The 25,123-nt window shown below is 71.7% G+C and carries 17 protein-coding genes and 1 tRNA gene; 7 read left to right on the forward strand and 11 right to left on the reverse strand.

Features of this window, described 5'->3' with window-relative positions; translation table 11 throughout:
• Positions 1-124 precede the first annotated feature (124 nt).
• The gene (ppc, locus tag IF04_RS0125095; RefSeq protein ID WP_051831562.1) at positions 125-2,884 is read left to right on the forward strand and encodes a phosphoenolpyruvate carboxylase; all 2,760 of its coding nucleotides are present in this window, start codon (positions 125-127) and stop codon (positions 2,882-2,884) included.
• A gap of 80 nt (positions 2,885-2,964) precedes the next feature.
• On the opposite strand, the gene IF04_RS0125100 is transcribed toward ppc, so the two are convergent.
• The 7 genes from IF04_RS0125100 to IF04_RS0125135 form a co-directional block, all read right to left on the reverse strand.
• Positions 2,965-3,486: a hypothetical protein gene (locus tag IF04_RS0125100; RefSeq protein WP_030262155.1), complete on the reverse strand. Its 522-nt coding sequence runs from the start codon at positions 3,484-3,486 to the stop codon at positions 2,965-2,967.
• A gap of 81 nt (positions 3,487-3,567) precedes the next feature.
• Entirely contained in the window at positions 3,568-4,161 is a 594-nt protein-coding gene (pth, locus tag IF04_RS0125105) for an aminoacyl-tRNA hydrolase (RefSeq protein WP_030262158.1), read from the reverse strand.
• 130 nt (positions 4,162-4,291) lie between these two features.
• On the reverse strand, positions 4,292-4,885 hold the full coding sequence (locus IF04_RS0125110; RefSeq protein WP_030262161.1) for a 50S ribosomal protein L25/general stress protein Ctc: 594 nt from the start codon (positions 4,883-4,885) through the stop codon (positions 4,292-4,294).
• 215 nt (positions 4,886-5,100) lie between these two features.
• Positions 5,101-6,075, reverse strand: a complete 975-nt coding sequence (locus tag IF04_RS0125115) for a ribose-phosphate diphosphokinase (protein ID WP_030262165.1) — start codon at positions 6,073-6,075, stop codon at positions 5,101-5,103.
• A 106-nt stretch (positions 6,076-6,181) separates the two neighbouring features.
• Positions 6,182-7,663, reverse strand: a complete 1,482-nt coding sequence (gene glmU / locus IF04_RS0125120) for a bifunctional UDP-N-acetylglucosamine diphosphorylase/glucosamine-1-phosphate N-acetyltransferase GlmU (RefSeq protein ID WP_078600761.1) — start codon at positions 7,661-7,663, stop codon at positions 6,182-6,184.
• Between the two features lie 121 nt (positions 7,664-7,784).
• A tRNA-Gln gene (locus IF04_RS0125125) sits at positions 7,785-7,856 on the reverse strand.
• 12 nt (positions 7,857-7,868) lie between these two features.
• On the reverse strand, positions 7,869-8,729 hold the full coding sequence (locus tag IF04_RS0125135; RefSeq protein ID WP_030262171.1) for a hypothetical protein: 861 nt from the start codon (positions 8,727-8,729) through the stop codon (positions 7,869-7,871).
• Between the two features lie 156 nt (positions 8,730-8,885).
• Here IF04_RS0125135 and IF04_RS0125140 point away from each other — a divergent pair, with 156 nt between their 5' ends.
• Positions 8,886-10,337, forward strand: a complete 1,452-nt coding sequence (locus IF04_RS0125140) for a sensor histidine kinase (RefSeq protein ID WP_030262174.1) — start codon at positions 8,886-8,888, stop codon at positions 10,335-10,337.
• Between the two features lie 66 nt (positions 10,338-10,403).
• On the opposite strand, the gene IF04_RS0125145 is transcribed toward IF04_RS0125140, so the two are convergent.
• Together IF04_RS0125145 and IF04_RS0125150 are read right to left on the reverse strand one after the other, a co-directional pair.
• The gene (locus tag IF04_RS0125145) at positions 10,404-10,925 is read right to left on the reverse strand and encodes an SUKH-3 domain-containing protein (protein ID WP_030262177.1); all 522 of its coding nucleotides are present in this window, start codon (positions 10,923-10,925) and stop codon (positions 10,404-10,406) included.
• Positions 10,926-10,933: 8 nt separating this feature from the next.
• Positions 10,934-11,509, reverse strand: coding sequence for a YwqJ-related putative deaminase (locus IF04_RS0125150; protein WP_078600763.1), 576 nt, complete (start codon positions 11,507-11,509; stop codon positions 10,934-10,936).
• Between the two features lie 317 nt (positions 11,510-11,826).
• Between IF04_RS0125150 and IF04_RS0125155 the strand changes: the two genes are divergently transcribed.
• The 4 genes from IF04_RS0125155 to IF04_RS36040 all read left to right on the forward strand — a co-directional run bounded on the left by IF04_RS0125155 (position 11,827) and on the right by IF04_RS36040 (position 17,919).
• A complete protein-coding gene (locus tag IF04_RS0125155) occupies positions 11,827-12,804 on the forward strand; it encodes an SMI1/KNR4 family protein (protein WP_037960609.1) in 978 nt (325 codons plus the stop codon).
• A gap of 5 nt (positions 12,805-12,809) precedes the next feature.
• On the forward strand, positions 12,810-15,404 hold the full coding sequence (locus IF04_RS0125160) for an SUKH-4 family immunity protein (protein WP_030262186.1): 2,595 nt from the start codon (positions 12,810-12,812) through the stop codon (positions 15,402-15,404).
• A gap of 223 nt (positions 15,405-15,627) precedes the next feature.
• Positions 15,628-16,563 (forward strand): LCP family protein, encoded by a 936-nt coding sequence (locus IF04_RS0125165; protein WP_030262191.1) that lies wholly within the window; start codon positions 15,628-15,630, stop codon positions 16,561-16,563.
• A 174-nt stretch (positions 16,564-16,737) separates the two neighbouring features.
• The gene (locus IF04_RS36040; protein WP_037960612.1) at positions 16,738-17,919 is read left to right on the forward strand and encodes a coiled-coil domain-containing protein; all 1,182 of its coding nucleotides are present in this window, start codon (positions 16,738-16,740) and stop codon (positions 17,917-17,919) included.
• Positions 17,920-17,929: 10 nt separating this feature from the next.
• Here the strand turns inward: IF04_RS36040 and IF04_RS0125175 are convergent, their stop codons facing one another.
• On the reverse strand, positions 17,930-19,597 hold the full coding sequence (locus IF04_RS0125175) for an MFS transporter (protein WP_483855321.1): 1,668 nt from the start codon (positions 19,595-19,597) through the stop codon (positions 17,930-17,932).
• Between the two features lie 331 nt (positions 19,598-19,928).
• Between IF04_RS0125175 and mfd the strand changes: the two genes are divergently transcribed.
• Positions 19,929-23,465 carry a transcription-repair coupling factor gene (mfd, locus tag IF04_RS0125180; protein WP_030262203.1) on the forward strand — a complete coding sequence of 1,179 codons (3,537 nt, stop codon included), beginning with the start codon at positions 19,929-19,931 and terminating at the stop codon, positions 23,463-23,465.
• A gap of 24 nt (positions 23,466-23,489) precedes the next feature.
• Here mfd and IF04_RS0125185 read toward each other — a convergent pair whose 3' ends face one another.
• Positions 23,490-24,956 carry a DUF2079 domain-containing protein gene (locus tag IF04_RS0125185; RefSeq protein ID WP_030262206.1) on the reverse strand — a complete coding sequence of 489 codons (1,467 nt, stop codon included), beginning with the start codon at positions 24,954-24,956 and terminating at the stop codon, positions 23,490-23,492.
• Between the last annotated feature and the right edge of the window lie 167 nt (positions 24,957-25,123).

Here is a 25,123-nt window from a genome sequence, read left to right on the forward strand (position 1 = left end):
AGATCTATTCTTGAGGCGTCGGACAGCGCGGTCCGCAACCCGCCACCAGGGAGTGTCCACAAGACACCCACCAGCCCAGACGTGCTCAACACTGCAAGGAGCCGCACCTGTGAGCAGTGCCGACATCTCTCCCGACGCCCACCGGCAGACCCCGCGCCCCGGGGCCCCCGACGCGGCCGACGCCGCCAACGGCGCCCTGCGCGCCGACATCCGCCGCCTCGGCGACCTGCTCGGCGAGACCCTCGTACGCCAGGAAGGCCCCGAGCTCCTCGATCTGGTGGAACGCGTACGCGCCTTGACGCGCACCGACGGCGAGGCCGCCGCCGAGCTCCTCGGCGACACCGACCTGATCACCGCCACCAAGCTCGTGCGGGCCTTCTCCACGTACTTCCACCTCGCCAACGTCACCGAGCAGGTGCACCGCGGCCGCGAGCTGCGCACCCGGCGCGCCGCCGAGGGCGGCATCCTCGCCCGCACCGCCGACATGCTCAAGGACGCCGACCCCGAGCACCTTCGCGAGACCGCGGCCCACCTCGGCGTACGCCCCGTCTTCACGGCGCACCCCACCGAGGCCGCCCGGCGCTCCGTCCTCACCAAGCTCCGCAAGGTCGCCGAGCTGCTGGAGACCACCGACGCCGGCGACCGCCGCCGCGCCGACCTCCGCCTCGCGGAGAACATTGACCTGATCTGGCAGACCGACGAGCTGCGCGTGGCGCGCCCGGAGCCCACCGACGAGGCCCGCAACGCCATCTACTACCTCGACGAGCTCGGCCGCGGCGCCGTCGGCGACGTCCTGGAGGACCTCGCCGCCGAGCTGGAGCGGGCCGGCGTGCAGCTGCCGCCCGGCACCCGCCCCCTCACCTTCGGCACCTGGATCGGCGGCGACCGCGACGGCAACCCCAACGTCACCCCCCAGGTGACCTGGGACGTCCTGATCCTCCAGCACGAGCACGGCATCACCGACGCGCTGGAGCACATCGACGAGCTGCGCGGCGCCCTGTCGAACTCCATCCGCAACTGCGGTGCCACCGAGGAACTCCTCGCCTCCCTCCAGCAGGACCTGGAACTCCTTCCCGAGATCAGCCCTCGCTACAAGCGGCTGAACTCCGAGGAGCCCTACCGCCTCAAGGCCACGTGTATCCGCCAGAAGCTCGTCAACACCCGCGAGCGCCTGGCCAACGACACCCCGCACGTCACCGGGCGTGACTACCTCGGCACCGGCGAGCTCCTCGACGACCTCGCCCTGCTGCAGACCTCGCTGCGCGAGCACCGCGGCGGCCTCGTCGCCGACGGCCGCCTGGAGCGCACGATCCGTACGATCGCCGCGTTCGGCCTGCAGCTCGCCACCATGGACGTCCGCGAGCACGCCGACGCCCACCACCACGCCCTCGGCCAGCTCTTCGACCGCCTCGGCGAGGAGTCCTGGCGCTACGTCGACATGCCGCGCGACTACCGCCGCAAGCTCCTCGCCAAGGAGCTGCGCTCGCGCCGCCCGCTGGCCTCCACCCCCGCCCCGCTGGACGCGGCCGGAGCCAAGACCCTCGGCGTCTTCGAGACCATCCGCAAGGCCAAGGCCACCTTCGGCCCCGAGGTCGTCGAGTCCTACATCATCTCCATGTGCCAGGGCTCCGACGACGTCTTCGCCGCGGCGGTGCTGGCCCGCGAGGCAGGCCTGATCGACCTGCACGCCGGCTGGGCCAAGGTCGGCATCGTCCCCCTCCTGGAGACCACCGAGGAGCTGAAGATCGCCGACCAGCTCCTGGACGAGATGCTCTCCGACCCCTCCTACCGACGCCTCGTCGCCCTCCGCGACGACGTCCAGGAGGTCATGCTCGGCTACTCCGACTCGTCCAAGTTCGGCGGCATCACCACCTCGCAGTGGGAGATCCACCGCGCCCAGCGACTCCTCCGCGACGTCGCCCACCGGCACGGCGTACGGCTGCGCCTCTTCCACGGCCGCGGCGGCACCGTCGGCCGCGGCGGCGGCCCCTCCCACGACGCGATCCTCGCCCAGCCGTACGGCACGCTGGAGGGCGAGATCAAGGTGACGGAGCAGGGCGAGGTCATCTCCGACAAGTACCTCGTGCCGTCCCTGGCCCGCGAAAACCTGGAACTGACCGTCGCGGCCACGCTGCAGGCCTCCGCCCTGCACACCGCGCCGCGCCAGTCCGACGAGGCGCTGGCCCGCTGGGACGCCGCCATGGACGTCGTCTCGGACGCCGCGCACTCCGCGTACCGCAAGCTGGTCGAGGACCCGGACCTGCCGACGTACTTCCTCGCGTCGACGCCGGTCGATCAGCTCGCCGACCTGCACCTCGGCTCCCGGCCTTCCCGCCGCCCCGGCTCGGGCGTCTCGCTCGACGGCCTGCGCGCCATCCCGTGGGTCTTCGGCTGGACCCAGTCCCGCCAGATCGTCCCCGGCTGGTTCGGCGTCGGCACCGGCCTCAAGGCCGCCCGCGAGGCCGGCCTGGACTCCGTACTCGGCGAGATGCACGAGCACTGGCACTTCTTCCGCAACTTCCTGTCCAACGTCGAGATGACGCTGGCCAAGACCGACCTGCGGATCGCCCAGCACTACGTCGACACCCTCGTCCCCGACGAGCTCAAGCACGTCTTCGACGTCATCAAGGCCGAGCACGAGCTCACGGTCCAGGAAGTCCTGCGGGTCACCAAGGAGGACGAGCTCCTCGAATCCAACCCGGTGCTCCAGCAGACCTTCCGCATCCGCGACGCCTACCTGGACCCGCTGTCCTACCTCCAGGTCTCCCTCCTCGCCCGCCAGCGCGAGGCCGCCCAGCGCGGCGAGGAAGCGGATCCGGTACTGGCCCGGGCCCTGCTGCTGACCGTCAACGGTGTGGCGGCGGGCCTGCGCAACACGGGCTGATCAACAAGAGAGCGCCGGACGGGCCGAAAATCCAGCCCGTCCGGCGCTTGAGGACCGGGGTCCGGGGCAGAGCCCCGGGACTAGAGCGCGACGAACGCCGCCACCAACACAGCGGCCCCCGCGAGACCGACGCCCCACGCCGTCCTCCGCATACGCAGTCCCCCCGCCACCACCAGCGAAGCCAGCAGCAGCGCACCGCCCAGCGGCGCCCACGCGTACAGAATGCCGCCCGGACCCGTACGCACCGCACGATCCGAATCGGGCTCCACCGTCACCTCGACGAGCTGCCCCTTCTCCGGAGCCGCCGCCTCCGCGAGCACGACCTTCGCCCGGCGCTCCCCGTCCCCGCCCGTCGGCACGTACGGACCCCAGCAGCGCTCCTCGCCGCACGACGCCACCGTCATCGTGCCGCGCTCCTTCGCCTGCACGAGCATCGCGTACTGCGCCGTGCTCCACGACGTCCACGCGCCCGCCACCAACAGCAGCAGCGCGAGCAGTGCCATCAGCAGGTTCTTCATCACGAGCAGCAGCCCGAAGGCGCTCTCGCCCGCCCGCTTGGTGCGGCTGCGCTTCTTGGACCCCTTCGTACCTGTCCTGGACATGGCGGCGATCCTTTGCCATGCGAGTACGCCCGGTCAACTCGATCAGAACGCTTCGTCAGGCGTCGTCCCGCGCTGTCCCACTCAGGAGTTGTAGGCGGATTGCGCCCGTTCCAGCCCCTCTGTGACCAGCGCCTCCACCGCATCCGCCGCCCGGTCCACGAAGTAGTCCAGCTCCTTGCGCTCCGCCGACGAGAAGTCCTTCAGCACAAAGTCCGCCACCTGCATCCGCCCCGGCGGCCGACCGATCCCGAACCGCACCCGGTGGTAGTCCGCGCCCATCGACTTCGTCATCGACTTCAGGCCGTTGTGACCGTTGTCCCCGCCACCCAGCTTCAGCCGCAGCGCCCCGTAGTCGATGTCCAGCTCATCGTGGATCGCCACGATCCGCTCCACCGGCACCTTGTAGAAGTCCCGCAGCGCCGTCACCGGACCCCCCGACAGGTTCATGTACGACGACGGCTTCGCCACCACCACCCGCCGGCTCGCCGGCCCAGGAGGACCGAACCGCCCCTCCACGACCTGCGCCCGCGCCTTGTGCGCCTTGAACCGGCCACCCATCCGCTCCGCCAGCAGATCGGCCACCATGAACCCCACGTTGTGGCGATTCGCGGCGTACTCGGGACCGGGATTACCCAGCCCCACCACCAGCCACGGGCTCGCCGAGTCCTCACTCACCGCTGCACTCCTGCACGTAAGAAACAGTACGTAAAAAAACCGCCGCCCCGCTCGCAACGAACGGGACGGCGGCGGAAGAACCGATGACGGAGACCGTCGGAGGCGGCGACCGTCAGAGGTGGTCCGAGGCTCAGGCCTCGGCGCCCTCCTCGCCCTCACCCTCGCCCTCGGCGGCGGCCTCGGCCTGCGCGGCCACGACCTGCAGGACGACCGCGTCGTCCTCGACACCCAGGGAGACACCGGCCGGCAGCTTGATGTCCTTGGCCAGCACCGACTGACCGGCGTCCAGACCCGCGATGTCGGCGGTGACCGACTCGGGGATGTGGGTCGCCTCGGCCTCGACCGGCAGGGTGTTCAGCACGTGCTCGAGCAGGTTGCCACCCGGGGCCAGCTCACCCTCGGTGTGGATCGGCAGCTCGACGGAGACCTTCTCGCCCTTGCGGACCAGCAGCAGGTCGACGTGCTCGATGATGCCCAGACGGATGGTGGCGCGCTGCACGGCCTTCGGGATCACCAGCTCGCGCTTGCCCTCGATGTCCAGGCTGATCAGGACGTTCGAGTTCTTCAGCGCCATCAGGGTGTCGTGGTGCGGCAGCGCCACGTGACGCGGCTCCGCGCCGTGACCGTAAACGACCGCGGGAACCTTGTCCTCGCGACGCAGACGGCGGGCGCTGCCCTTGCCGAACTCGGTACGCAGCTCGGCGGAAATCTTGACCTCGGCCATGATGCACTCCTCGTAGTACTTCTCAACGGATCTGACGGCCGTCACCCGGCCCACGACAGACCTGCTACGAAGAGCGCGTCGATAACGGACAGCCGTACATACGAGTACGGCCTCCCTCGCCGAGCAACTCCGTGAGTCTACCCGGCGGGGAGGCCGCCTCGAAAATCGATCTACGCAAGCCCCTGCGCGGAGCCTCGGCTAAGCAGGGAATCAGCTCACTGCTCCTCGAACAGGCTCGTCACCGAGCCGTCCTCGAAGACCTCACGGATCGCACGCGCGATCGTCGGGGCCATCGACAGCACCGTGATCTTGTCCAGCTCCAGCTCACCCGGAGTCGGCAGCGTGTTCGTGAACACGAACTCGCTCACCTTGGAGTTCTTCAGACGGTCGGCCGCCGGGCCGGACAGAATGCCGTGCGTGGCGGTGACGATCACGTCCGCCGCACCGTTCGCGAACAGGGCGTCGGCCGCGGCACAGATCGTGCCACCGGTGTCCACCATGTCGTCGACCAGGACACACACCCGGTCCTGCACGTCACCCACGACCTCGTGGACCGTGACCTGGTTCGCCACGTCCTTGTCACGCCGCTTGTGCACGATCGCCAGCGGCGCGTCCAGCCGGTCGCACCAGCGGTCCGCCACACGCACACGGCCGGCGTCGGGGGAGACGACCGTCAGCTTGTTCCGGTCCACCTTCGCGCCCACGTAGTCCGCCAGCACCGGCAGCGCGAACAGATGGTCCACCGGACCGTCGAAGAAGCCCTGGATCTGGTCCGTGTGCAGATCCACCGTGACGATGCGGTCCGCACCCGCCGTCTTCAGCAGGTCCGCCACCAGACGCGCCGAGATCGGCTCACGGCCGCGGTGCTTCTTGTCCTGACGGGCATAGCCGTACGAAGGAATGACCACCGTGATGCTCCGCGCCGAAGCGCGCTTCAGAGCATCAATCATGATCAGCTGTTCCATGATCCACTTATTGATGGGAGCCGTGTGGCTCTGCATCAAAAAGCAGTCCGCACCACGCGCCGACTCCTGATAACGGATATAGATCTCACCGTTCGCGAAGTCGAAAGCCTTCGTCGGGACCAGGCTGACACCCAGCTGGTGAGCAACCTCCTCCGCCAGCTCGGGGTGGGCGCGGCCGGAGAAGAGCATCAGCTTCTTCTCGCCGGTCGTCTTGATCCCGGTCACAGCAAATCTCCTTGCCAAGCTCTCAAACATGAGGGCGCTTTGCCTGCGCCGACCACGTTGCGTGCGCTTATCACGGTACGCCCCGCACGGCGCACCCGTTGCCCGGTCACTGCTCGTCCTCACTCTCCTGACGAGCAGCCGAAGCGGCCTGCGCGGCGGCGCTTCCCGGTCGCTTACGAGCGACCCAACCCTCGATATTCCGCTGCTGACCACGCGCGACAGCCAGCGAACCCGGGGGCACATCCTTGGTGATCACAGAGCCCGCCGCGGTGTACGCGCCGTCCCCGATCGTGACAGGAGCCACAAACATGTTGTCCGACCCCGTCTTGCAGTGAGACCCCACTGTCGTGTGGTGCTTCGCCTCACCGTCATAGTTCACAAAGACGCTCGCAGCACCGATGTTGGTGTACTCACCAATGGTCGCATCCCCCACATACGACAGATGCGGCACCTTCGTGCCCTCACCGATCGAAGCGTTCTTCATCTCCACATACGTGCCGGCCTTCGCCTTCGGCCCCAGCTCCGTACCCGGCCGCAGATACGCATACGGACCCACGCTCGCCCCCGGCCCGACCTTCGCACCGTCCGCCACCGTGAAAGACACCACAGCGCCCTCACCGACCACCGTGTCCGCCAGCCGCGACTGCGGCCCCACCTCGGCGAACGACGCCACATGCGTACTGCCCAGCAGCTGCGTACCCGGCTGCACCACCGCATCCGGCTCGAACGTCACCGTGGCATCCACCCACGTCGACCCCGGATCCACAACCGTCACACCACTCAGCATCGCCGCTTCCAGCAGCCGGTCGTTCAGCAGCCGGCGCGCCTCCGCCAGCTGCACACGGTTGTTGATCCCCAGAATCTCCCGGTGATCGGCCGCCACCGCCGCACCCACCCGGTGCCCGGCCTCCCGCACGATCCCCAGCACATCCGTGAGGTACTCCTCACCCTGGCTGTTGTCCGTCCGCACCTTGCCCAGCGCCTCGATCAGCAGCCGCGCGTCGAACGCGAACACGCCGGAGTTGATCTCCCGGATCGCCCGCTGCGCGTCGCTCGCGTCCTTGTGCTCCACGATCGCGGTGACCGCGCCGGTCGCCTCGTCCCGCACGATCCGGCCGTACCCGGTCGCGTCCGGCACCTCGGCCGACAGCACGGTGACGGCGTTGCCGTCGGCGGCGTGCGTCTCGGAAAGCTTCCTGAGCGTCTCCCCGGTCAGCAGCGGCGTGTCGCCGCACACGACGACCACGGTGCCGTCCAGCTCGACACCCGGGGCACCGGCCTCGCCGGACCCTCCGGAGGTCAGCTCCTCCAGCCCCATACGGACGGCGTGCCCGGTGCCGTTCTGCTCGTGCTGCACCGCCGTACGGACGCTCGCGTCGATCTCACCGAGGTGCGCGGTCACCTGCTCACGGGCATGGCCCACGACCACGACGAGGTGTTCGGGGTCCAGCTCACGGGAGGCGGCGACGACATGGCCGACGAGGGAGCGGCCGCAGATCGCGTGCAGGACCTTCGGGGTCGCCGACTTCATGCGGGTGCCCTCACCCGCTGCGAGAACGACGACGGCTGCCGGGCGGTTGGCGCTCACGGGGATGCCCTTCGGCTTCTTGGCTACTTCGGGTGGTGGACACCCGAAGGATACCGGTGCGTATTGCAGCCGAAACGCGGACGGGTCCCGACGATGCGGTCAGGACCCGAACTGAGCAGTGCTCCCCTGCCAGGACTCGAACCCGGACATAAGGCACCAAAAGCCTCAGTGCTGCCAATTACACCACAGGGGATGGCAAACGGGGTTAAACCGGACATCCGCCCGGGTGATCCCGTTCAGCACCCAACACTATGCCGCACCACCAGCCTTCGATGCGACGGTATAGGTCGGCGCCTTGTTTGACGCGGATCACGAGGCAGCCGCGGTAGCCCTCGCCGACGTTCTTCCGGACCGTCTTCGGGTTGTGCTTCTTGAGCGTGGTTTTGCCGAACGTGGTGACGTCCACGCCGGTCAGGTCGGCCCAGTAGCGCTCCGCTCCCGCAACGTCCGCCGACTCGTGGATCATCACGTGCAGGTGGAGCCGGTCGCGGCCGACGCCGAGCAGGTCCAGCCAGCGGAGGTATACGCGGATCATGTCGGGGTCGCTGTTGACGAACGCGACGACCTCGGTTCGGCGATACGGCTTGTCCTTGGAACCCTCGGCCCAGTAGAGGCCCGCGCCGATGAGGAACAGTTCGCGATCGCTCAGCTTGCCGATCTCCTTCGCGGCCGCCGCCTTTGTCTCTGCGCACTGCCGGTCGCGTGCCTCCCGGTACGGGGCCCAGCGGGCCTCCCGCATCCGGTGCATGCGCTCGGGTGAGGGGATGGGCTTCGGTAGATCCCGGACCCACAGTGATACCGAGCTCTTCGAGACTCCCAGCTCGGCCACGATCTCGTTGTACGTCTTGCCTGCTCGTCGCAGCTCGCGGGCCTGGGCGCGAAGGTCGTCCTTCGCATTGGGGCGCTTCGTCCACTCCGGCGGCGGCTCGCCTTGGAGGAGTCGGGTCAGCAGATGGTCGTCGTCGACCTTGAGGCGGTCGCGGATCTGGCGGCGGCTGAGGCCCGCGCGGCGGAGGGCCAGTGCCTCGTCGCGCAGGGACTCGAATCCCGTGTGGGTGTTTGTCACAGAGCGAAGCGTCGCGTCCGCGGTGGACAGATGTGCCGAAAATGTGGGTGATTCGCCGGTTCGAGGGAAAGTCGCAGGTACTGGTCCGTAACGGGCGGGTCGCAGGGTGGTGGGCGTGGCCGGAAATCGGTGGCGGGCGCCCGTAGGGTGGGCGGTATGACCGCGACGGGGGTAAGGGACGCCGGGGGCGTCAGGGGTGCGCCGGGTGGCGGGCCATGGTGGTGGGAGAGCCGCCGCAGTGCCGCGTTGGATGTGTGTCTGGCTGTCGCTTCGACGGCGGAGTGCGTGCTGGAGGGGATCCAGTTCGCGGAGGAGTCCCGGCTGCCGGTGGCGGCGGGGATCGTGCTCGGGCTGCTGGTCGGCCCGGTGCTGCTGCTGCGCCGCAGGTGGCCGATTGTCGTCGTGCTGGTGTCGATCGCGGTGACGCCCGCGGAGCTGGGCGCGCTGCTGGGGATCGTGGGCCTGTACACGCTGGCAGCGTCGGACGTGCCGCGGCGGTTCACGGTGCTGCTGGCGGGGATGTCCGTCATCGGCACGTTGATCATCACGATCCTGAAGATGCAGCAGGACGTGGCGTCGCAGGAGGACTTCGATCCGCCGTGGTGGTTCGTGCCGCTGGTGTCGGTGGCGCTGGGGCTGGTGCTGACGGCGCCGCCGGTGCTGCTGGGGCTGTACGTGGGGGCGCGGCGGCGCCTGGTGGAGAGCCTGCGGGAGCGCAATGACGGCCTGGAGCGGGAGCTGATGCTGCTCGCGGAGCGCGCGGAGGAGCGTGCGGAGTGGGCGCGCAATGAGGAGCGGACGCGGATCGCGCGGGAGATGCACGACGTGGTGGCGCACCGGGTGAGTCTGATGGTGGTGCATGCGGCGGCGTTGCAGGCGGTGGCGTTGAAGGATCCGGAGAAGGCGTCGCGGAATGCGGGTCTGGTGGGGGACATGGGCCGGCAGGCGTTGACGGAGTTGCGGGAGATGTTGGGGGTGCTGCGTACGGGGGAGGGCGCGGGGGCGTCGGTGCGGGTGTCGGACGAGCCGGAGCGTTTGGTAGCGGTGGCGTCGAAGGTGTCCCGGGCGTCGCAGGTGCCGGAGTCGGCCGAGTCCGCGGAGGGGGCGGCTGCGGCCGGGGATGTGCTGGTGGAGGGTGCGCCGGGGGCGGTGCGGGCGCGTCATGCGGGTGGTGGTCCGGCGGCGGGGCGGCCGGAGGCCGAGGGGGAGGGGCCGTCGCTGGCGGATGTGGCGGGGCTGGTGGATCAGTCGCGGGCGGCGGGCACGGCGGTGGAGCTGTCCGTGGAGGGTGAGGCGCGGGCGTACGGGCCGGGGGTGGAGCAGACGGTGTTCCGGGTGGTGCAGGAGGCGCTGACGAACGTGCACAAGCATGCGCCGGGGGCGCGGGTGCGGGTGCGGCTGGCGCATCGTGAGGGGGAGGTCGCGGTGCAGGTGGAGAACGGTCCGTCGGAGCGCGGTGCGGCGGACGCGGGGCTGCCGAGTGGGGGGAACGGCCTGGTGGGGATGCGGGAGCGGGTCACCGGGCTGGGCGGGGTGTTCGTCTCGGGCGCGACGGAGGCGGGTGGCTTCCGGGTGTCGGCGGTGGTGCCGGACGGGGCGGAGAGCTAGCGGGGCGGTGTTTGGCTTTTTCCGCCCCGCCGGAGGGGGCAGGTCGCGTCAGGTCGTGTCCTCGTGTCAGCTCGTGCCGACCGTCAGGCGGGTCGGGCGGGTGCCCAGTACGAGGGTGGCGAATGCCTGGTCGATGTCGCGGCCGAGGTACCAGTCGCCGGTGTGGTCGAGGCTGTAGACGCGGCCTTCGGCGTCGATGGCGAGGGTGGCCTGGCTGTCGGCTTCGCGGCCGAGCGGTGCGACCTGGGTGTCCAGGGCGCGGCCGAGGTCGCCGAGGGTGCGGGCGAGGTGGATGCCGTACAGCGGGTCGATCTCGAAGGGGGTGGGGGCGATGTGCCGGCCGGGTCCGGGGGCGCTGATGCGGAGGGTGCCGAATTCGGCCCAGGCTTCGACGGCGGCGGGGAAGACGGTGTGCCGGTGGCCGCCGGGGGAGGCGTATTCGCGGAGGGCGTCGGCCCAGCGTTCGGCCTGCTTGATGTCCCAGTGGCCGGGCTGCCAGCCGGCTTCGTGCAGGGCGGCGTCGACGGCGACGGGGAAGCGGGTGGTGGCGCCGGCGGCGCGGTCGTACGCGGTGGTGGGTGGGGTCATGGTGCGGTTCAGCTCCCTGCGGCGGAGAGGCCGACGGGCATGACGCCGAAGAAGGCCAGGAGGGCGTCGCAGGAGCGGCAGGGCGCGGCGTAGTGGCCGTGCTGGGGGTCGCCGTCCTCGCGGATGTGGCGGGCGGTGAGTTTGGAGTGTTTGAGGGAGCGGCGGGCTTCGCCGTTGGTGAGCGGTTTTTTGGACTGGCGTTTGGAGCGGTTCGCTTCGACGGCGGTGAGGTGCCGGGAGAGCAGGACGGCTTCGGGGCAGCGGCCGGTGAAGCGTTCGCGCTGTGCGGTGTTGAGGGTGTCGAGGAAGTCCTGGACGAGGGGGTGGAGCGCGGGGGGCTGTTCGGACTTGCTCGCGGTGCAGGTGAGGGTGGTGCCGCGGACGGAGAGGGCGGCGGCGACGGTGGGGAGGATGCCGTCGCGGCGGTGCCGGAGTGTGGGCGGCCCTTCGTTGTCGGCGGTGGCGCTCCAGCCGATTCGGGGGTCGCCGGTGGGGTGCGCGGATGACGGCGCGGCGCCTTGTTCGGCGTTGCCTGCGCCGGCGCCTGTGGCGGTCCGTGCGGCGGACTGTGCGGTGGTGCTCATGCGGTGCTTTCCCTCCCTGCATCCCCCCGTCTGCGGGGGTCAGCCTGCCAAACGCGCTGGGTGTTGCGGAAGTCGGGCATGCCCTGTGGGTGTCACGGGTGTGTGCCGGTCCTTGTCACTGGTCTGTGAAAGTCGGCCGGTCGGGGGTGTGGTGGCACGGATGTACGAGGGTGTGGTGGTGCGTGTGTGATGCCCCGAAAAGGTGCTCGGCGGGTGGCCGGCGGGCGGCCTGTGGGGGCGGGCGGGGGCGGGAGCGGGGGTTGCCGTAGCGCTTAGGCTGTGCGGCAGTAGCCAGTTCCAGCCAGGGGGCAACCGCCATGACGACAGGTCGGCTCGGGCAGAGCGCCGCGCCACCGAACACGGCCTACGCCGGGCAGGTCGTGCATTTCCCGGACCCGGTCCGGGCCGCGCGCTTTCCGCGGGGTGTACGGGTGGACGGTTCGGGTTTTCCGGACTTCTCTCCGTATGCGCGGGCGGCGGCGGAGATCGCCGAGCCGCCGGAGGGTTTCGGGGTCGACGAGCTGCGGCTGACGGACTTCGTGTCGGCCAACGCCGCCCTGCACGCGGCGGGCCACGAGCTGTGGGAGGACGTGCCGTCGGTGGCGACGCCGCACGGCTGGACGTGGCATCACGTGGCGGGGACGCGGCGCATGGAGCTGGTGCCGGTCGAGGTGAAGGCGCTGCTGCGGCACCACGGCGGGCTGGCGACGGCGGCGGTGGACCACGAGAAGCGCGGGACGCGGCCGCTGCAGGAGACGCGGCCGACGCACTTCGGGCTGCCGCACCGTGATGTGTCGGTGCCGGAGGACGCGCTACTGCAGGCCGAGGAGGCGCTGGGGTACCGGCTGCCGGGCGCGTACCGGGCGTTCCTGAAGGCGGCGGGCGGGTGCGCGCCCGTGGGCGCGGCGCTCGACGCGGATCTGGGGCTGCTGGTGGACCAGCCGTTCTTCACGGTGCGGGACGAGGCGGCCGTGAACGACCTGGTGTATGTGAACAAGTGTCTGCGGGACCACTTCACGAAGGACTACCTGGGCGTCGGTTTCGTCCAGGGCGGTGTGATCGCGGTGAAGGTGCGGGGGGACGCGGCGGGGTCGGTGTGGTTCTGCGCGTACGACGACGCGCGGGACCGGGACGGCTGGTCGGTCCAGGAGCGGGTGGAACGGCTGCTGCTGCCGTGCGGCGGGGACTTCGACGAGTTCCTGGAGCGGCTCGCGGGCAATCCGCCGGAGCTCACGACCGTGGCGAACCTGATGGTGGACGGTGGCTTCGCGCGTGCCGTTCCGGTGGAGGGGTGAGCGCGATGGTGACGTTCGCGCAGGCGCAGGAGCGCGCGGAGCGCTGGGTCAACGATGAGGTGCCGGCGTACCAGCAGCGTGAGGTGCGGGTACGAGAGTTCGAGCTGGGCTTTGTGGCCTGGGCGGAGGACCGCGAGGGCGGGCCGGTGGTCGGCGGTGGCCGGCAGCGGATGGTGATCGCCCGGGACAGCGGGGAGACGACGCTGTGGCCGGGGCTGCCGGTGGGTGAGGTGATCCGGCGGTACGAGGAGGAGTACGGCGCGGTGCCGGAGGCGGCGCCCGCGCCTGAGGTGCCGCGGCAGCGGATCGATCTGGAGCAGACGTCGTTCCTGCTGACGCCGCCGGAGTGGCTGCAGGAGGCGGCGGACGCGGCCGGGGTGCCGGAGGCTCCTGCCGCGCCTGCTCCTGCTGAGCAGCCGCCTGCCGCGGCGCCGGAGCCGGAGCCGGTGGCGGAGGAGAAGAAGGACACCGGTACGTCCGCCGCCCCCTCCTGGGAGGGCACGGACATCACCGCTGACGACGACGATGACGACCGGTCGGTGGGTCTGCCGGCGACCGTGTTCGCGCCGCCGCTGAGCTTCGACGAGGACGCGGAGGGTGCGGCGCAGGCTTCGGCGCGCCCGGATGCCAAGACCGAGCTGCTCGAGGGGGGCAGTCAGCTGCCGTCCACGGCGGTTGCGCCGGCCATCGAGGAGCCGGCCGCCGGTCCTCCTCCGGGCCCCGAGGCTCCGGCCGCTGCCGCGCCCGCGCTGTCGGATCTGCCGCCGCCGTCGGGCCCGCCCGTCACGCATCTGCCGCCGCCCCCCGGGGCCGCCGCGGCATCCGGTACGGCCACGCCGCCGCCCCCGGCGCCCAGTACGCCCCCTGCGCCCAGTACGCCCGCGCCGTCCGGCGCCTCGGGAGGCGGCGGTTACGTACCGACGCAGATGGTCTCCCAGCTGGACCCGGACACCGCTGGTCCGTCCGGTGCCCCGGTCGCGGCCGAGGGCTCGCAGCCCCCGCCGCCCGGTGGCCCGGCCACCCCGCCGCCGGGAGCCCCCGGCGCTCCCGGTGGTGGCGTGCACGCGGCTGCCACGATGCTGGCCGACGGCTCGTCGCTGCCCGGCAACGCCGGTGCGGCGAAGAGCGGTGGCGACGGTCCGCCGCCGCCGCCCCCGCCCCCGCCCGGTGTGCCCGGCGCCGCGGGCCCCGGTACGCCTCCGCCGCCGCCCGGCGTCCCGTCGACCCCGCCGCCGGGAGCCCCCGGCGCTCCGGGCGCTCCCGGTGGTGGCGTGCACGCCGCGGCGACGATGCTCGCGGGCCCCGGTACACCGCCGCCCGCGGCCCCCGGTGCGCCGCCTGCCCCTGCCCCCGGTATGCAGCCTCCGCCCGCCCCGGGTGCGCAGCCTCCCGCGGCCCCCGGTGCGCAGCCGCCCGCCGCTCCCGGTATGGCGCCTCCTCCTGGCCCCGGTATGCAGCCTCCGGCCGCCCCTGTAGCGCAGCCTCCGGCGGCTCCCGGTGCGCAGCCTCCCCCCGGCCCCGGTATGCCGCCGCCCGCCGCTCCCATGGGGCAGCCCGGCGCTCCGGCCGGGCCGGCGCCGGCGTACGGCTATCCGCAGGCGCCGCCGAACGGTCAGCCGACCGTCGGGCCCGGCTACATGGCCGTGCTGCGTTACCGTGCGCACGACGGTTCCGAGCAGCAGATCATCCGGCGTTCGGCGCCCGGTACGCCGCATCCGGAGTGGCAGATCCTGCACGAGCTGCGCGGGCTCAACGTGCCGCCGGAGCAGGTGCTGGAGCTCCACACCGAGCTGGAGTCCTGCGATCTGCCGGGCGGTTACTGCGCCCGGATGATCCGGGAGACCTGGCCGCAGGTGCGGATCAGCCACACCGCCGCGTACGGCCACGACCACGCCTCGCGACAGCAGGGTGTACGGCATCTGGTGGAGCATCAGGGCGAGCTGCACCAGGTGGCGGACGGGCCCGCCCGTCCGGCGCCGGTGCGGGTGCCGCTGCCGCATCCGTCGCAGATCCAGCTCGCGCCGCCGGTCCCGCCGCAGGCGATCGGGCAGGAGCTCGAGCAGGCGTTCGGTCCGCAGGGGGTGTTCCGCTTCAGTCAGCAGGCGGTCTCCCGGCAGGGCGTGCCCGACGTGGTGGGGCAGACCCTGGTCTGGGCCGGTGTACCGGTCGATTTCGGCCCGTTCTTCTGGGGGCAGGCGCAGCCGGGCCGTCCGGTGCCGACGCTGGCCGAGCTGGCCCAGGAGCGCGGCGTGCAGCCGGCTCCCGACGCGGGTTCGTACCTGGTCATGGGCTCGGACTTCGGCCGTCAGCTGTGCGTGCAGTACGGCACGGCGCACATCGTGGCGGTGCCGCTGGAGGCCGGCCCCGGTGGGCAGGCGGCGACGCCGCAGTTCGTGAACACCGGGCTGCCGGAGTTCGTGCGCTGCATGGCGATGCTGGGCCGGATGTGGCGGCTGCGGTACGGGCTGACCCCGGAGCAGGCGGGCCGCTGGACCACCGACTTCCAGGTGCAGCTGGCGGCGCTGGATCCGGCGGCGCTCGGCTCGCCGGAGAACTGGTGGTCGGTCCTGCTGGAGCAGATGTGGGACGGCCTGCTGTAGGCGTGGGGCGGCGGCGCTGAGCGCGGTGTCGCCCGTACGGCTGTGACGGTGTGTCATACGTGGCGCTCGACCTGCGAGGCGGGTCGGGCGCCACGATCATGCCGGTATGGCACCACGGTCCCCGTCCTCCCGTTCGTCGCCGCCGCAGCCGAGTGCGACGGCGCTGTACCGCGCGGGGCGCGGGCGGGGCCGTCGCAGGTGGACCTGGCCGCGGCGGATCGCGCTGCTGGTGACCGTGCTGGTGCTGCTGGCCGTGGCGCTGGCGGTCGCGCTGTTCTTCTGGGCGGGCGGGCAGCTGCGCCAGATGGACGCATTGAGCGGCTACCCGGGCCGGCCGGCCGCGGGCAAGGGCACGAACTGGCTCCTGGTGGGCTCGGACAGTCGGCGCGATCTGACCCCTCGCCAGCAGCAGGAGCTGCATGTGGGCCATGACGCGGTGCGCAACACGGATACGGTGATGCTGCTGCACTACGGGGACAGCGGCCCGTATCTGGTGAGCCTGCCGCGGGACAGTTATGTCGCGGTGCCGGGTCACGGCAAGAACAAGATCAATGCGGCGTACGGGCTGGGCGGCGCGAAGCTGCTCTCGCGCACCGTCGAAGAGGCGACGGGCCTGCGCGTGGACCACTACGCCGAGGTCGACTTCCTCGGCCTGGTGCGGGTGGTGGACGCGCTGGGCGGGGTACGGCTGTGCCTGGACGCGCCGCTGAAGGACGAGAAGTCCGGCGCCGACTTCCCGGCGGGCTGCTCGCACATGAACGGTACACAGGCGCTTGCCTACGTACGGGCCCGCTACAGCGACCCGAAGGGTGACCTGGGGCGGGTACAGCGGCAGCGGGAGCTGATCAGCGCGGTGTCGGAGAAGATGCTCGCCCCCGGGACGCTGCTGAACCCGTTCCGGACGGTGCCGGCGCTGGACGCGTCGCTGGCGGCGCTGCGCGTCGACGGCCGGACCGGCGTGGTGGACCTGACGCAGATGGGACTGTCGATGAAGCAGGTGGCGAACGGTTCGGGGACGGCCACGACGGTGCCGGTCACCGGCCCGGGGACGGTGGTCGCCGGCGCCGGGGACGTGCTCATGTGGGACGCGGAGCGGGCGCGGCGATTGTTCCGTGCGCTGCGTACCGACGAGCCGATTCCGACTTCTGCTGAAAAGTAACGCATCCTTGGGCAGTGATAGGTGCGGAGTGTCGCGTTATGGGCGCTTCGGAACAATCAACAAAGATGTGCGCCGGACCACGTCACTGTCGGAGAGGGGCTTTGAGGGATGAGTGCATCGGTGTCGCCTCACGGATTCGAGGTCGTACGAGGGCGTGGTTACCGTCCGGCGGACGTGGACCGCAGAGTCGAAGGGCTCTCCCTGGACCGCGACTCCTGCTGGGAACGGGCGGCCCGGCTCACCGTGCTGGCCAACGAGATGACCGCCGAGCTGGAGCGGTTGCGCGAGTATCTCGCCCATATGCCGCCCCAGACGTACGAATCCCTGGGCGAGCAGGCCCGTCTGATCCTCACCACGGTGGAGTCCGAGGCGGAGCGGCTGCGCACCGAAGCGGCGGCGGACGCCGAGCGGCTGCGGGAGGAGGCGGCGGACTACGGGCGGGAGCAGGGCGACGCCGCCGACGCGTACGCGCTGAGGCTGTGTCAGGAGGCCGAGGACGCCGCGGTACGCGCCGAGGAGGCGGCGGAGGCCGAGGCGCGGACGATGGTCGAGGAGGCCGCCAGAGACGCCGAGGAGGCGCGCCAGGAGGCGGAGGAGGGGCTCCGCGAGATGCGCCGGCGCACCGCGGAGGTCCTGGAGGACCAGGAGAAGAGCCTGGCCGAGCAGTGGGCGGCGGCGGAGCAGGAACTGGCCGACCGAGAGCTGGCCATACAGCAGCGGATCGCGGACATGGAGGAGCGCGGCGAGGCGCGCATCGTGGAGGTGCAGCGCCACTACGCCAGGATGGAGGAGTCCGCGCGGCACATCGATGAGGAGGCCACGGCCCGCGCCGCCGAACTGATCGCGGAGGGCGAGGCGGAGGCGGCCCGCGTCGAACGCGCCACGGAACGTGTCCTGCGCGAGCACGAGGAGCGCCGCGAGGAGCTGCGCTCCCACATGGCCCACGTACGCAGCAGCCTGGCCACCCTCATGGGCAAGGACCCGGACGCGGTGGAACAGGGACACGAGCAGGAGCACGAGCACGAGCAAGGCTACGAACAGGAGCCCGACGCCGGGCACGTGTACGACGTGGCGACGGACGGCGGGGAAGGCGTACGGGGCCACACGGAGGCGCCGTACGAAGAGCAGCGGGACGCGTCGCACGAAGAGGCTCCGGACGCTGGGCATGAAGGCGGCGCGGACGCTGCGTACGAAGGCGGCGCGGACGCTGGGCATGAAGGCGGCGCGAACGCTGCGTACGAAGCGGTGCCCGCTACCGAAGCCGCGCACGCCCCCGAGGAGGCCCCCGCCAAGCGTGGCGTGGACCCCGACGAGGAGGACACGCTCGAGACCGAACTGCCCCGTACGGAGAGCTGAACCGCCCGCCTCAGCCCTTCTCGGCGGGCGCGGCCTCCCCCTCGCCCCGCGCGTCCGCGTGGACGGGGAAGCGGCGCGGAGCGAAGAGCAGCGCCGCCAGGGCGAGCAGCCCGGCGACGGCGGCGCCGTAGTAGACGTGCTCGACCGTGGTGTCCACGGCGCGCCGCAGGTAGTCGGTGGCCTGCTCGGTGAGCGTGCCGGCGTGTTCCAGCGCGCGGGAGACGGCGTCCAGGTCGCCCGGCAGTCCGGCGCGGATGCCGGCGGGCGCGTCGGCCAGCCGCCCGGCCAGGGTGGCGTTGGCGACGGCCCCGAAGAGCGCGGCTCCGACGGACTGGCCGACCTGGCGGCAGAAGAGGATCGAGGCGGTGGCGGTGCCCCGTTCGGCGTATCCGACGGAGGACTGCACCCCGATGATCAGCGGCAGCTGGAACAGCCCGAGGGCGGCGCCCAGCGCGAGCATCAGCAGCGCCGGCTGCCACGCCGCACCTGGATAGGGCAGCTGCGGGAAGGCCAGCAGCACCAGCGTGGCGGCGCCGATGCCGAGGAGCGCGCAGGTGCGGATGCCGAAGCGGTTGTAGACGTGGCTGCTGAGCGCGGCCGCCACCGGCCAGCTCATGGTCATGGTGGACAGCACGAAGCCGGCCGCGATCGGGCCGAGGCCCAGCACGGCCTGGGCGTACGTGGGCAGGAAGACGGTCGGGGCGACCATCAGCAGCCCGAGGGCGCCGAGCGCGAGGTTGACCGTGGAGATGGTGCGGCGGCGCCAGACCCAGCCGGGGATGATCGGTTCGGCGGCGCGGCGTTCGATCAGTACGGTGGCGGCCGCGCACAGGGCGCTGCCGCCCAGAAGGAGCAGCGAGGGTGTGGACAACCAGGGCCAGGCGACGCCGCCCTGGACGAGCGCGGTCAGCAGCAGTCCGCCGCAGGCGAAGATGGCGAGCGCGCCGGGCCAGTCGATGACCGGACGCGTGGCACGGGAGCGGCGCGCGGGGTCCTTGCCCTTGTAGCCCCTCTTGTCCTCGAAGAAGTGGCGCAGGACGAGCCAGAGGGCGAGCGCGCCGACCGGCAGGTTGACGAGGAAGATCCAGCGCCAGTCCGCGTACGCCGCGAGCAGGCCGCCGAGCGCGGGCCCGGCCACGGAGGAGGTGGCCCAGACGGTGGAGAGCTTCGCCTGTATGCGCGGCCGCTCCTTCATGGGGTACAGGTCGGCGGCGATGGTCTGCACGGTGCCCTGGAGGGCGCCGCCGCCGAGGCCCTGCAGGACGCGGAAGGCGATCAGTGAGGCCATGTTCCAGGCGCCCGCGCACAGCAGCGAGCCGACGAGGAAGATCACGATGCCGGCGACGAGGACGGGCTTGCGGCCGAAGGTGTCGGAGAGCTTGCCGTAGACGGGCAGGGTGACGGTGACGGCCAGCAGGTAGCCGGAGAAGAGCCAGGAGAAGACCGAGAAGCCGCCGAGGTCGCCGACGATCTGCGGGACGGCGGTGGCGATGATCGTGGAGTCCAGGGCGGCCAGCGCCATGCCGAGCATGAGAGCCGCGACGACGGGACCGCGGCGGGTGGCGGGGGACGCGGCGCGTGTCTCCGGCTGCTCCGCTACCGCGCTCCCGGTCGGCTCCGTCTCCGGTACCGCGCCCGCCGTCCGCTCCGGTTCCGTCCGTCCGCCGGTGCCGCCCACCGTGCCCCCTCCGCCGTATCCGTGTACCAGACACCATTCCACGCGCAGCCGGGATGCGGTACGGGGCTTCTCGCCCGTCGAGACGGTGCGGCGCCGTCGTGGCCGAGCGCGCGTTTCCCGCGCCCCTGAGGGCGCGCCTCAGGGGCGCGGAGAACTGCGCGACCTGCCACGGCGGCGGTGCGCCGGTACCGCGCTCCCGAACCGCCCCGATGGCCTCATCCGCACCGCGGCCGGGCGTACGCTGGGGGATCTGGCCCGCCCGCGGTGCCGGCCGTCGAGCCGCCGCAGGGCCGCACCGCGTTGTCCGACTCCCTGGGACGGAAGCCTTTTCATGAGCCTGACAGGACTGCTCGACGCCGTCGTACGGGACCCGGCGCTGGCCGAAGCGGTCGACGCCGCCACCGACGGGCACCGCCGCCACGTGGACCTGGTCGGCCCGCCGGCCGCCCGCCCCTTCGCCGTCGCCGCCCTGGCCCGCGACGCCCAGCGCCCGGTGCTCGCGGTCACCGCGACCGGCCGGGAGGCCGAGGACCTGGCCGCCGCGCTGCGCTCGCTGCTCCCCGAGGACAGCGTCGTGGAGTACCCCTCCTGGGAGACCCTGCCGCACGAGCGCCTCTCGCCCCGTTCGGACACCGTCGGCCGCCGTCTCGCCGTGCTGCGCCGGCTCGCCCACCCCAGCAAGGACGACCCGGCGACCGGCCCGGTCTCGGTCGTGGTCGCTCCCGTGCGGTCCGTGCTGCAGCCGCAGGTCAAGGGGCTGGGCGACCTGGAGCCCGTCGCGTTGCGCAGCGGCGAGAGCGCCGACCTCGGCGAGATCGTGGACGGCTTGGCGGCCGCCGCGTACAGCCGCGTGGAGCTGGTCGAGAAGCGCGGCGAGTTCGCGGTCCGCGGCGGCATCCTGGACGTCTTCCCGCCCACCGAGGAACACCCGCTGCGGATCGAGTTCTGGGGCGACGACGTCGAGGAGATCCGTTACTTCAAGGTCGCCGACCAGCGCTCCCTGGAGATCGCCGCGCACGGCCTGTGGGCGCCGCCCTGCCGCGAGCTGCTGCTCACCGCTTCCGTACGGGAGCGGGCAGCGGCGCTCGCGGAGGAGCACCCGGAGCTCGGCGAGCTGCTCGGCAAGATCGCCGAGGGCATCGCGGTGGAGGGCATGGAGTCCCTCGCGCCGGTCCTCGTGGACGAGATGGAGCTGCTGCTGGACGTGCTGCCGGCGGGCTCCATGGCGGTGGTCTGCGACCCGGAGCGGGTGCGGACGCGCGCCGCCGACCTGGTCGCCACCAGCCAGGAGTTCCTGCAGGCCAGCTGGGCGGCCACGGCCGGCGGCGGGGAGGCGCCCATCGATGTCGGCGCGGCGTCCCTGTGGGGCATCGCGGACGTCCGGGACCGCGCCCGTGAGCTGGGCATGATGTGGTGGTCGGTCTCGCAGTTCGCCGCCGACGAGGCGGCCGAGACGGACGGGGACACGCTCAAGCTCGGCATGCACGCCCCCGAGACGTACAGAGGCGACACCCAGCGCGCGCTCGCCGACACCAAGCAGTGGCTGGCCGACGGCTGGCGCACGGTCTACCTCACCGAGGGGCACGGCCCCGCGGCCCGTACGGTCGAGGTGCTCGGCGGCGAGGGCATCGCCGCCCGCCTGGACCCGGAGCTGACGGAGATCTCGCCGTCCCTCGTGCACGTCTCCTGCGGCTCGATCGACAACGGCTTCGTCGACCCGCAGCTGAAGCTCGCGGTGCTCACCGAGACCGACCTCTCGGGACAGAAGGCGGCCGGCAAGGACGCCACGCGGATGCCGGCCCGCCGCCGCAAGACCATCGACCCGCTGACCCTCGAAGCGGGCGACTACATCGTGCACGAACAGCACGGCGTGGGCCGGTACATCGAAATGGTGCAGCGCACGGTCCAGGGCGCCACCCGCGAGTACCTCCTCGTCGAATACGCGCCCGCCAAGCGCGGCCAGCCCGGCGACCGCCTCTACATCCCCACCGACCAGCTGGAGCAGGTCACCAAGTACGTCGGCGGCGAGGCCCCGACGCTGCACCGCCTCGGCGGCGCCGACTGGACCAAGACCAAGGCGCGCGCGAAGAAGGCCGTCAAGGAGATCGCGGCCGACCTGATCAAGCTGTACTCGGCGCGGATGGCGGCGCCCGGCCACACGTTCGGCCCGGACACCCCCTGGCAGCGCGAGCTGGAGGACGCGTTCCCGTACGCGGAGACGCCCGACCAGCTCACCACCATCGCCGAGGTCAAGGAGGACATGGAGAAGTCGGTCCCGATGGACCGGCTGATCTGCGGCGACGTCGGCTACGGCAAGACCGAGATCGCGGTGCGCGCCGCCTTCAAGGCCGTCCAGGACGGCAAGCAGGTCGCCGTGCTGGTGCCGACGACGCTGCTCGTGCAGCAGCACTTCGGTACCTTCACCGAGCGCTACGGCCAGTTCCCCGTCAACGTGCGCGCCCTCTCCCGCTTCCAGACGGAGACCGAGTCCAAGGCCACCCTGGAGGGACTCAAGGACGGCTCGGTCGACATCGTCATCGGCACCCACCGGCTGTTCTCCTCCGAGACCAAGTTCAAGGACCTGGGCCTGGTCATCGTCGACGAGGAGCAGCGCTTCGGTGTCGAGCACAAGGAGCAGCTGAAGAAGCTCCGCGCCAACGTGGACGTGCTGACGATGTCCGCGACGCCCATCCCCCGTACGCTCGAAATGGCGGTGACCGGCATCCGCGAGATGTCGACGATCACCACCCCGCCCGAGGAGCGGCACCCGGTCCTGACCTTCGTCGGGCCGTACGAGGAGAAGCAGATCGGCGCCGCCATCCGCCGTGAACTGCTCCGCGAGGGCCAGGTCTTCTACATCCACAACCGTGTGGAGTCCATCGACCGGGCCGCGGCCCGCCTCCGCGAGATCGTCCCCGAGGCGCGCATCGCTACCGCCCACGGCCAGATGTCGGAGTCCGCGCTCGAACAGGTCGTGGTCGACTTCTGGGAGAAGAAGTCCGACGTACTGGTCGCGACGACGATTGTCGAGTCCGGCATCGACATCTCCAATGCCAACACGCTGATCGTCGAACGAGGGGACAACTTCGGCCTCTCGCAGCTCCACCAGCTGCGCGGCCGCGTCGGCCGTGGCCGCGAGCGGGGCTACGCCTACTTCCTCTACCCGCCCGAGAAGCCCCTGACGGAGACCGCGCACGAGCGGCTGGCCACCATCGCCCAGCACACGGAGATGGGCGCCGGCATGTACGTCGCGATGAAGGACCTGGAGATCCGCGGCGCGGGCAACCTTCTCGGCGGCGAGCAGTCCGGCCACATCGCGGGCGTCGGCTTCGACCTGTACGTCCGCATGGTCGGCGAGGCCGTGGCGGACTACCGCGCCTCCCTGGAAGGCGGCGCGGAGGAGGAGCCGCCGCTGGAGGTCAAGATCGAACTGCCGGTGGACGCGCACGTCCCGCACGACTACGCCCCCGGCGAGCGCCTGCGCCTGCAGGCATACCGCGCGATCGCCTCCGCCAACACCGAGGAGGACATCGCCTCGGTACGCGAGGAACTGACCGACCGCTACGGCAAGCTCCCCGAGCCGGTGGAGAACCTCCTGCTGGTCGCGGGCCTGCGGATGCTCGCCCGCGCCTGCGGCGTCACCGACATCACGCTGCAGGGCTCCAACATCCGCTTCGGCCCGGTCGAACTGCGCGAGTCCCAGGAGCTGCGGCTGAAGCGGCTGTACCCGCGTACGGTCATCAAGCCCGCCACCCACCAGGTCCTGGTCCCCCGCCCGACCACGGGCAAGATCGGCGGCAAGCCGCTGGTCGGCCGCGAACTGCTGGCTTGGGTGGGGGAGTTCCTCACTTCGGTACTGGGGTCGTAGCGGGCCGCGGGGGCCGGCCTTTGGCTAGTCCTTCGTGGCGCGCTTGAGGAGCGTGAGGCCGCCGGCCTCGCCGTCCGGTACGTACACCGCGCCGGGATGGCGGTGGCCGGCGTCCACGAGGGCCTGCGGGGTGGTCCGGCCGTCGCGGAGCTGGACGGCGATGTAGTCCGGGGCGATGCCGCGGGTGTCGCCTATCCAGTACACCGTCGTACGGCCGGTGAGCCGGCTGATGGGCCGGACGTCGGCCTCGACGGTGGCGCCGTCGGGGACCCTGTTCAGCAGCGCCTCGGCCTGGGGGACGGTAGCCGGCGTGCGGTAGGTGGCCGCTTCGGTGAGCCGCGCCAGCGGGAGCGTGGTGGTCAGCGCGAGCGCCGCGGCGAGCACCGCAGCCGGGATGTGCGTCGCGTAACTGCGCAGCCAGGGCCGGCCGCTCGTACGGAACCGGGGCACCGCGTCGACCAGCGCGAGGAAGACCACCGGCATCAGGACGGCGCTGTAGTGCCAGTCGGTGCCCCAGTAGTGGTCGTCGTGCGAGACGAAGCGCCAGCCGACGGTCGGCACCGCGGCGAGCAGCAGCGGTGAGCGCAGGGCCAGCAGCCCGGTGGTGGGCAGCAGGATCCACAGCAGCGTACGGAAGGCCGTGTCCACGGGGATGAGCGGCGCCGCGCCGCCGTCACCGCTGAGCTTGGTCCAGTAGTCGTACGAGCCGGCGCCGTTGAAGGCAGGGATGATCACGGCGAGGGTGAGGGCGGTGGCGGCGAGGCCGAGGAGGACCAGCGTCACGGCCGCGGGCACCGCGCGCCGGGCCCGGATCAGGATGATCACGCCGATGGCCGCCGCGGTCACCCCCAGGTCCTCCTTGACCAGGACCAGCGGGGCCGCCCAGCACACCGCGGCGGTCCAGCGCCTGCCGATCACCGCCTCCAGCGAGAAGGCGATCATCGGCAGCGCGAACGCGATCTCGTGGAAGTCGAAGTCGACCGCGCGCTGCAGCCCCCAGGACAGCCCGTACGCCACGCCGACGGCGAGCCCGGCGCGGCGGCCGAGCAGCCGGGCCGCGCACCGGGCGACGGGCACGGCGGACAGCGCGAAGAGCGCGGCCTGCGCGACGAGCAGGGTCACCGGGGAGGGCAGCAGCCGGTAGAGCGGGGCGAGCAGGGCGAGTACCGGACTGAAGTGGTCGCCGAGGATGTTCGCGCCGGGCCCCTTGAGGTCGGCGACGGGGGCCTGAAGATGCGCGTAGGACCGGACGACCTGCTCGAATATCCCGAGGTCCCAGGAGATCGTGCCCATGGTGCGGTACCGCTGCACGGACACCGTGGCGAACAGGGCGAAGAGGACGGCGGCCGTCCAGTACGGATCCAGGCGCGGGGATCGCAACGCGGCGGCCCGGGCCCGAAGGCGGCCCGGCCCGTGTCCGGTACGGGTCTCGGCCGCGACCGGGGTCCGTGCGCCGGCCTCGCCCGTCGCGATTGCTGCGGCCGTGTCCATGCGGATCCTTACTCTTCCTCGCTCGTCTGGCCCTGTACTTGTACGTGCTCTCTGCCGTCCCAGCTCCCGAAAAGGTACTCGAAACCACCGAATCGGACGGCCCGTCATACAAGGTGGCCGACGAGACGTACGGTCACCAAGGGGCGGACACCCGCCCTGGCCGGTCG

The sequence above is a fragment of the Streptomyces violens genome (genome assembly GCF_000717745.1).
GTDB classification, from domain to species: domain Bacteria; phylum Actinomycetota; class Actinomycetes; order Streptomycetales; family Streptomycetaceae; genus Streptomyces; species Streptomyces violens.

Excerpts from the sequence above, each read along its gene's own strand:
- IF04_RS0125155 (WP_037960609.1), top strand. The coding sequence starts at position 11,827 with ATGACGACAGGTCGGCTCGGGCAGAGCGCCGCGCCACCGAACACGGCC.
- IF04_RS0125150 (WP_078600763.1), bottom strand. The coding sequence starts at position 11,509 with ATGAGCACCACCGCACAGTCCGCCGCACGGACCGCCACAGGCGCCGGC.
- IF04_RS0125110 (WP_030262161.1), bottom strand. The coding sequence starts at position 4,885 with ATGGCCGAGGTCAAGATTTCCGCCGAGCTGCGTACCGAGTTCGGCAAG.
- IF04_RS0125160 (WP_030262186.1), top strand. The coding sequence starts at position 12,810 with ATGGTGACGTTCGCGCAGGCGCAGGAGCGCGCGGAGCGCTGGGTCAAC.
- mfd (WP_030262203.1), top strand. The coding sequence starts at position 19,929 with ATGAGCCTGACAGGACTGCTCGACGCCGTCGTACGGGACCCGGCGCTG.
- IF04_RS0125145 (WP_030262177.1), bottom strand. The coding sequence starts at position 10,925 with ATGACCCCACCCACCACCGCGTACGACCGCGCCGCCGGCGCCACCACC.
- IF04_RS0125140 (WP_030262174.1), top strand. The coding sequence starts at position 8,886 with ATGACCGCGACGGGGGTAAGGGACGCCGGGGGCGTCAGGGGTGCGCCG.
- IF04_RS0125185 (WP_030262206.1), bottom strand. The coding sequence starts at position 24,956 with ATGGACACGGCCGCAGCAATCGCGACGGGCGAGGCCGGCGCACGGACC.
- IF04_RS0125100 (WP_030262155.1), bottom strand. The coding sequence starts at position 3,486 with ATGTCCAGGACAGGTACGAAGGGGTCCAAGAAGCGCAGCCGCACCAAG.